Source organism: Testudinibacter sp. 'clade 2', assembly GCF_006227735.1.
Lineage (GTDB): Bacteria > Pseudomonadota > Gammaproteobacteria > Enterobacterales > Pasteurellaceae > Chelonobacter.
This window is the reverse complement of record NZ_VDHB01000066.1, coordinates 32294-39921: the sequence shown is the minus strand read 5'-3', so window position 1 is coordinate 39921 and position 7628 is coordinate 32294. Positions and strand designations below refer to the sequence as shown.

The window sequence follows — 7628 nt, the reverse complement described above, 5'->3', positions numbered from 1 at the left end:
GCCTAAATCAGAAGAGCCTCGATTTAAAGCGGGAACCTTAGAAGATCGAACTCTTACTATCGTCGTTTCCAGTCAAGGAGGAGAACGATATGAAGCCGTATTAGAAACTGATAAAAATCGTGGCTTCTATATGTCTGGTCCAATGGACTTCCGCGATAGCAAGGGAAATATCCTAGATCTCCGCAATGAGTTTAAAGATAAAACCGTGATGAACAACTATGATGTCGATCCAAATAAAGTCCAAGAACTGGTTATCACCTCCGAAAACGGAGAAGAATTGGGGAAATTCCGCTTTATTAACCAAACTTACTCCAGCTATGGTACGTTCTCACCGGAATTGACTGCGCCAGCAGCCGGTGGTGATCCGGCTCACCCCTTTAAAAATCACGAGAATCTCGGAACTTATATACTACAACCGACCACAGAAACACAATTTGATCAGTTGGCTCAAGCCAGTACAGCTGACGGTATTATCACTTATAGCGGCCATACCTTGGGCTACAAAGGAGGACCAAAAGGCGGTACACCGACCGAAGGCTACATGGGGGATGTCTCATTTCAGGTGAGTATTGCCTCGAAAACAATCTCAGGTGAAATGTCCGCTCGACAAGACAGCTTTGTTAGACATAACTGGCGATTTACTGATGACGACAATAATCCAACTGCGGAAGGTATTGCCTTTGATCAGCCCAACGTTAAGTTAATTCTTTCTGAAGCCAACATTGTTGCAAACAACAATAATACCATGGGGTTTAAAAACGGTGAGGTCAGATTGCTGCATAACGGACAGCAAGTGCGTATCAATGACTATGCCGGAACATTTGCCGGACCAGAAGCAAATGAAATTGTCGGTCAAATTGGTAGTGGAGAAGAACGCATTATGTTCGGTGCAACTAAACAAGAATAATTTCATTGCTATTTATTTAGTGTAATTTTTACTAAAAGTGCGGCCACACCGCACTTTAGCTAACCATAACGGATATTTTCATATGTTATTAATTCGCTTTTATCCACTGTTTTTCCTGCTTATCATCAGTTTTTCAGCCTTTGCTGATACCGCTATAGGCACAACTACCGACATTGCCTTGCAACATACTGAAGCACATGCCTCTGGAGCAATAGCCAACTCTACTGCGACAGCTGCTGTACCAGAGCTTATCAAGACAGAAATCCTGCAAGATATGTCGCCGCTTGGAATGTATCTTTCCGCCCATCCTGTTGTTCAAGCTGTCATCTGGATACTGATTTTTTGCTCAGTTTTAACTTGGGTAATTTTTTTCAGTAAACTGTTTCAGTTGTATTACTCCGCTGCAACACTGAGAACACAGCAAGCATTTTTATTGACCCAAGAACATTTTGAACAAGCACGGCAGCAGTTACCTTCGAAGATTAAATTTGATATCAGCCACAATCTTTTATCCGAAATCAACGATGAATTACAACGATCCAACTATCTTTGCGACGATGATTTTAAGCAACGCCTAGACTATCGCTTAGATCGCCGAATTCAAAGTTACACGCAAAATATGCGCTACGGCATCGGTCCTCTAGCAACTATTGGCGCAGTCGCCCCCTTTATCGGTTTATTCGGCACTGTCTGGGGAATAATGAATAGTTTTATCGGTATCGTGCATTCACAAACCACCAGCTTATCGGTGGTAGCACCGGGAATCGCTGAAGCACTGTTTGCTACCGCACTTGGTTTGGTAGCAGCAATTCCTGCCGTTATTATTTATAATATCTTCACCAGACACTTAACAACATACCGGTTACAGATTGAAAATTTAGCGGCTATTTTACGCCTGATGATCAAGCGTGACATATCCCTACATCGCTTAAATCCAGCAGCATCAGTATGAGGTTCCTATGTCATTTCATCTTTCCGATTCCACAAATGAGCAAGAACTTTCCGAAATTAATGTCACCCCGTTTATCGATGTAATGCTAGTGTTATTGATCATTTTTATGGTGACCATCCCGCTCACCACAGTTACCGTGCCGATTGATCTGCCAATAGCCAAAGCCAATGTTGAACCGCAATTGGAAAAGCCTATTATTTTATCGCTTAACCAACAACAAGAGTTGTTTTTAGGCAATGAACCTCTACTTTTACACAATCTGGCAACCGCACTTGATCAACTCACCGTCAATAATCGCGACACGGTGATTTTCTTTCAAGTAGATAAAACTATTCCCTATGAAATCTTGATGAACGTAATGAACCAACTACGTACTGCCGGTTATTTAAAAATCGGCTTGGTCGGCTTAGAGAACAAGGAACAGGCGGAAAATTGATGATTGTTGATATTCCATCACTATATCGCCTCAAAAAATATCGTATTTGGCTGTTTAATACGATATTGGTCTGTGCTATCCACTTTTTTATTATTACTTTTATTATTAAAAAAACCGTCACCGTCATACCGCAAGCCAGCGCTGCGGTGATAGTCAATTTCTCTGATCCGCCACAATCGATTATCAGCATTGAGGAGCTCCCGCTTGGTCCACCACAAGTCATCACCCAAGACAGCCAAATTTTAGATGCTGACAACCAACCGGAAGCACTTGAAACGCCGCAACTAGAAGAGAACCCAATAATTGAAAATGCCGAGATTATCGTCAAGGCTAAACTGGAAAAAAAGCCACTTTTGAAGCAACAACCACAAGTTAAAAAGCAGCCAGATAACAATAAAAAAGCCAAAAAGCCCAGTGATATCGAATCCACTGCAACCGGACAAACTGTTACCGCACCTGCCAACGGCAATGATCAGCAAATTGCGGCAGAATATAACAGTGAAGGCAATAGTAAAACCATTATAACCAGCTGGCAAGCCTTGCTAAGAGGGCATTTAGGCCGTTATAAACGCTACCCAGAAAATGCCTTAAAACAAAAAATCGAAGGAAAACCGATTGTCTCTGTAGAAATCGATAGACTAGGAACTGTATTAAAAGTCACGCTTAAAAAAAGCAGTCAACACCAAGCATTGGATCAAGAAGCGATTAATACCCTTTATCGTGCTTCTCCACTCCCTAAACCGCCCGAAGAGATCATTCGGCAAAAAACCACTTTAAGATTTAGCTTACCCATTGATTTTGAAATAGAAAACAAAGCTCGCAGATAGGAAACACATATGAAAAAACAATTTATTTTAAGCTTGCTACTATCACTCTTTTTTCTTTCTGAGGTCACTCTTGCACAACCAACGACACCGCAAAGGATTATCGCCGTCGGTGCTGGCGTAACCGAATTACTGGAGGCGCTGGATGTCGGCGATCAACTTATTGCAGTCGATTCCACTAGTCGCCGTTTTGCCGACAAATATCAGATTCCGCTGTTAGGATATCAACGCAATTTAGCAAGTGAAGGCATTTTGGCACTGCAGCCAAACCTATTGATCGGCAGTGAAGAAATGGGACCGGAATCCGTGTTGACACAATTACGACAAGCAAAAATCCAAATTGAAGTATTAGAGAATCCACAAAAAAACCATCAGGATTTGCAGCAACATATCCAGAGACTCGGCCAGCTGCTAGCGAAAAACAAATCGGCAGAAAAATTATCGGCACAGGTAATGCAACAAATCCGACAGATTCAGTCCTTGCCACGCGGTAAAAATCGTGCCCTATTTTTGCTACTGTCAGATAAAGGACAACTGTCCACTGGAGGGCACCGCACCACGATTAACGGCATGCTTGATTTAATGCAATTGCATAATCTTTCGGCTGAAAAACAGGGGTATTACGCCTATTCAATTGAGGCTGTTTTAGCATTACAGCCGGATATTTTACTGCTTTCCGAGCGAAGCCTGTCGCAGGACTTAAGCGCATTACAGAAAAAATATCCTTTTTTACAACAACTTAATGCCACTAATCAGGGGTGTATTTTTAGCGTCGATGGACAAGCACTGCTAGGCGGTTTTAATTTGAGCTCACTGCGCGAAAGCCAACGCATTATGCAAGCCATTGCCGACAACCAAAATTGTCTACAATGATGAAACATCACGCCTACTTTCTGGTGCTCGCTATCGGCTTGCTGTTGCTTAGCGCCATAATTCTACTCTCTCTAGTTAGCGGTGCGGTAAATACCGACCTGTGGCAAACTTTGACCGCACTTTACGGTAAAGGGGACAGCAGCACCGTTTTTATCGTACAGCAGCTACGGCTGCCCCGCACCTTACTCGGCGTCTTTATCGGTGCAATTTTAGGCTGTTGCGGTGCAGTGTTACAAGGTCTGTTCCGTAATCCTCTTGCTGATCCTGGTATTATCGGAGTCAGCGCTGGAGCAGCGTTGGGCGCTGCTATCGCTATTGTACTCTTGCCGCAAGGGATACTATTATGGAATAAACTTAGTCTGCTTTCACTATTTTCATTTATCGGTGGTCTGCTGGCAACACTATTTGTTTACCACATCGGTAAAACTCACTACGGCACTCGAATGACATTGATTTTACTAAGCGGAATTGCCATCGGAGCGCTAGCATTTGCCTTTTTGGGCTTACTACAATTTATCGCAGATGACCGAGCGCTGCGGGAATTGACAACTTGGCAGCTAGGCTCACTTGCGCATGGCAATTGCAATACGGTCATATTGTGTGCCGTAACCGCCTTTTTATTATTGACCCAATTTATGCGGCGAGCCTCTGCATTAAATGCACTGTTACTCGGTGATTTAGAAGCGCGACATTTAGGGGTCTCTGTCGAAAAAATAAAACGGTCCTGTATTATCTATACCGCACTTGGTATCGGGATTGCGGTCTCCGTTTCAGGGATGATCGGCTTTATTGGTCTAATTGTGCCGCATATTGCCCGCACTTTGCTAGGCCCGAACCACAAAACGCTGATTCCGGTTTGTGCTTTAATCGGTGCAGTTTTACTGCTAGGCGCTGATATTTTAGCCCGTAAACTGGCTGCACCAGCAGAAATTCCAATCGGAATTCTGACCGCACTTTTAGGTGCGCCATTTTTTATTACTCTACTGATTAAAAACAAGGGGCGATTGTAATGTTGGAAATTAGCAGATTACAGCTTGTTATTGGAAAAAAAATCCTCCTGAATGATATCAACCTGAACTTAAAATGTGGTCACTGTATCGGCATACTTGGGGCAAACGGAGCTGGAAAATCCAGCTTACTGAAAGCTATCGGCCAAGATCTTCCCTATACGGGAAGAATATTGTGGCAGCAAAAGCCGCTGGCTTCATTTTCCGCCAGAGAACTGGCAGAAAATATGGTATTTCTGCCACAACACAGCAGCCTAAACTTTGCGTTTACGGTACAAGAAGTGATTGAACTAGGCTTAATACACCACCAACAACACCTTAGTCGTAGCCAGCAGCAAAGACTATTGGCACAAGTCAGTACAGATTTTGAACTGTCGGATCTACAACAACAGAACTATCTCAAATTGTCCGGCGGCGAAAAACAACGGGTGCATGCCGCCCGCAGCTGGCTACAAATTTTATCATCGCCTACACCCAAAATCGTATTGCTGGACGAACCTAGCAGTGCACTAGATCTCAAACATCAGCATGACTTACTGCAACAAGCAGTAAAACTAGCGGAGACACAGCATTTAGTTTTAATTGTGCTGCATGATCTAAATTTGGCAGCACGCTATTGTGATTGCTTGCTGCTGTTGCAGCAAGGCAATCTATTTGGGTATGGCACTACAGCAGATATGCTGACCGCACAAAATATTGATGAACTTTATCACTATCAAACAGAAGTTTATCAGTATAAAAACCAGCTTCGAATCTTATAGGCTTTGTAGCAAGCACTTTTTCACCGGAGCAAAGCTGCGGCGATGTTGTGGCAAAATGCCGTATTGCTGCAATTTTTCTAGGTGAAGTGCGGTCGGGTAGCCTTTGTGTTGTGCTAAGCCGTAGTGTGGATATTGCTGATCCAGCTCTGCCATTTCTTGATCGCGCGCTACTTTTGCCAAAATCGAAGCTGCGCTGATTTCAGCTACCAGACTATCACCTTTGACCACCGCTTGTGCTGGCATCAGCAATTTTGGCAATTTATTGCCATCAACTAATACAAAGTGCGGTTGAATTGGCAGGGCTTCTACTGCTCTTTGCATCGCAAGCAGGCTGGCTTGCAAAATATTCAGTTGATCAATTTCTTCTGGTTCAGCTCTGCCGAGCGCCCATGCTAAGGCATTTATTTTGATCGCTTCGGCGAGTAGCAAGCGTTTTTTTTCAGAGAGTTTTTTGGAATCGGCTAAACCAACAATCGGTTTATTCGGATCCAAAATCACCGCAGCCGTCACCACCGCCCCGATTAGCGGCCCGCGTCCGACTTCATCGACCCCGGCAATAAGCCCGACATTGTGTGGATATTCAAACGCTGTCATTTTTGTCGCTCTTGTAACAGATCTGCCACGGCCTGTGCCGCTTGTTGATCGGCATTACAGCAGATCATTTGATGCAGTTCGGCAAAGCGCTGTTTTAAGCCCAAAGTGCGGTTTTTTGCTGCTTCGCTATCATCAAAATAGACTGCCAATTCCTCGGCTAAACGCTGAGGATTACATTCATCTTGGATCAACTCAGGCACCAGCATTTCATCAGCCAACAGGTTCGGCAATGAGACATATTTGGTTTTCACCAAGCGTTGTGCCAGCCAGTAAGTTAGCGGCTTCATGCGATAACCGACCACCATCGGCGATTTACACAACATACACTCCAGCGCCGCCGTGCCGGAAGCCAGCAAGGTTGCCTCCGCCACTTGCATTGCCTGCCGAGCTTGTCCGTCAAGCAAGTACATCTCTAATTCCGGTGCAACCCGCTGTTTTGCCTGCTCAAACTGCTGACGCCGTTTGGCGTTAATCAACGGCACTAAAAATTGCAAATCAGGAAAACGCTGTTTCAGCAAAAGAGCGGTCTGTAAAAATGGTTCACTGAGAAATTCCAGCTCTGAACCACGACTGCCAGGCAAAATCGCCAAATAACGCTGATTTGGATCAAGCTGTAGCTGTGCGCACGCCTGCTGACGATCGATATCTAGCGGAATCGCATCCGCCATGGTGTGTCCAACAAAACGACACGGCACATTGAAACGGTCATAAAATGCTTTTTCAAACGGCAAAAATGCCAACACCAAATTGGTCGCTTTAGCAATTTTGAAAATCCGCTTTTGCCGCCACGCCCACACTGACGGACTGACATAATGAATGGTTTTGATCCCGTGTTGTTTCAATACGCTTTCTACGCCAAGATTAAAATCCGGCGCATCGATACCGATAAAAATATCCGGTTTTGCCGCCAGCAGGTTTTGAATCAGCGTTTTTCGAATTTTCAGCAGACGTGGCAGGTGTTTCAGCACTTCGACCAAGCCCATCACCGATAACGCTTCCATATCAAAGTAACTTTCTGCCCCTTCGGACAACATTTGCGGTCCGGCAATGCCGATAAAACGGGCATTCGGATAAATTTGACGCAGTGCTTTGATTAAGCCCGCACCAAGAATATCGCCGGAGATCTCACCAGCAACCAGTGCAATTAACGGAGAATTTTGTTCTGCCTGCATGCTATTTTCCTTAAAAAATAACCGCACTTTTAACGTAAAGTGCGGTTAGGTAAGCATTAGGAGGGATTCAAGATTGGAATTGTAAGGACAGATTCAATCCGC

Annotated in this window: 9 protein-coding genes; 7 read left to right on the top strand and 2 right to left on the bottom strand. The window is 44.3% G+C overall.

Annotated elements, in window-relative coordinates; all coding sequences use genetic code 11:
• From FHQ30_RS13240 to FHQ30_RS05915, 7 genes are all read left to right on the top strand, one after another.
• A partial coding sequence (locus tag FHQ30_RS13240) for a hypothetical protein (protein WP_176552607.1) occupies positions 1 to 907 on the top strand: 907 nt, incomplete at its 5' end.
• Positions 908 to 989: 82 nt separating this feature from the next.
• Positions 990 to 1859, top strand: a complete 870-nt coding sequence (gene exbB, locus FHQ30_RS05940; protein ID WP_139610819.1) for a tonB-system energizer ExbB — start codon at positions 990 to 992, stop codon at positions 1857 to 1859.
• Between the two features lie 7 nt (positions 1860 to 1866).
• On the top strand, positions 1867 to 2295 hold the full coding sequence (gene exbD, locus FHQ30_RS05935; protein WP_139610818.1) for a TonB system transport protein ExbD: 429 nt from the start codon (positions 1867 to 1869) through the stop codon (positions 2293 to 2295).
• A complete protein-coding gene (locus tag FHQ30_RS05930; protein ID WP_139610817.1) occupies positions 2295 to 3122 on the top strand; it encodes a TonB family protein in 828 nt (275 codons plus the stop codon). The genes exbD and FHQ30_RS05930 overlap by 1 nt, the downstream gene beginning before the upstream one ends.
• 9 nt (positions 3123 to 3131) lie before the next feature.
• Positions 3132 to 3992 carry a heme/hemin ABC transporter substrate-binding protein gene (locus FHQ30_RS05925; protein WP_139610816.1) on the top strand — a complete coding sequence of 287 codons (861 nt, stop codon included), beginning with the start codon at positions 3132 to 3134 and terminating at the stop codon, positions 3990 to 3992.
• Positions 3989 to 5002, top strand: a complete 1014-nt coding sequence (locus tag FHQ30_RS05920) for a FecCD family ABC transporter permease (protein ID WP_139610815.1) — start codon at positions 3989 to 3991, stop codon at positions 5000 to 5002. Before FHQ30_RS05925 ends, FHQ30_RS05920 begins: the two co-directional genes overlap by 4 nt.
• Positions 5002 to 5760 carry a heme ABC transporter ATP-binding protein gene (locus FHQ30_RS05915; protein ID WP_139610814.1) on the top strand — a complete coding sequence of 253 codons (759 nt, stop codon included), beginning with the start codon at positions 5002 to 5004 and terminating at the stop codon, positions 5758 to 5760. The genes FHQ30_RS05920 and FHQ30_RS05915 overlap by 1 nt, the downstream gene beginning before the upstream one ends.
• Here the strand turns inward: FHQ30_RS05915 and rnhB are convergent.
• Both rnhB and lpxB read right to left on the bottom strand, forming a co-directional pair.
• Positions 5755 to 6354 carry a ribonuclease HII gene (gene rnhB, locus FHQ30_RS05910; RefSeq protein ID WP_139610813.1) on the bottom strand — a complete coding sequence of 200 codons (600 nt, stop codon included), beginning with the start codon at positions 6352 to 6354 and terminating at the stop codon, positions 5755 to 5757. The two genes, FHQ30_RS05915 and rnhB, sit on opposite strands and share 6 nt — an antisense overlap.
• The gene (gene lpxB / locus FHQ30_RS05905; protein WP_139610812.1) at positions 6351 to 7526 is read right to left on the bottom strand and encodes a lipid-A-disaccharide synthase; all 1176 of its coding nucleotides are present in this window, start codon (positions 7524 to 7526) and stop codon (positions 6351 to 6353) included. The genes rnhB and lpxB overlap by 4 nt, the downstream gene beginning before the upstream one ends.
• Positions 7527 to 7628: the final 102 nt, after the last annotated feature.

What these genes read in the sequence shown, in the direction of transcription:
- exbB (WP_139610819.1), top strand. Translation starts at nt 990, where the DNA reads ATGTTATTAATTCGCTTTTATCCACTGTTTTTCCTGCTTATCATCAGT.
- exbD (WP_139610818.1), top strand. Translation starts at nt 1,867, where the DNA reads ATGTCATTTCATCTTTCCGATTCCACAAATGAGCAAGAACTTTCCGAA.
- FHQ30_RS05930 (WP_139610817.1), top strand. Translation starts at nt 2,295, where the DNA reads ATGATTGTTGATATTCCATCACTATATCGCCTCAAAAAATATCGTATT.
- FHQ30_RS05925 (WP_139610816.1), top strand. Translation starts at nt 3,132, where the DNA reads ATGAAAAAACAATTTATTTTAAGCTTGCTACTATCACTCTTTTTTCTT.
- FHQ30_RS05920 (WP_139610815.1), top strand. Translation starts at nt 3,989, where the DNA reads ATGATGAAACATCACGCCTACTTTCTGGTGCTCGCTATCGGCTTGCTG.
- FHQ30_RS05915 (WP_139610814.1), top strand. Translation starts at nt 5,002, where the DNA reads ATGTTGGAAATTAGCAGATTACAGCTTGTTATTGGAAAAAAAATCCTC.
- rnhB (WP_139610813.1), bottom strand. Translation starts at nt 6,354, where the DNA reads ATGACAGCGTTTGAATATCCACACAATGTCGGGCTTATTGCCGGGGTC.
- lpxB (WP_139610812.1), bottom strand. Translation starts at nt 7,526, where the DNA reads ATGCAGGCAGAACAAAATTCTCCGTTAATTGCACTGGTTGCTGGTGAG.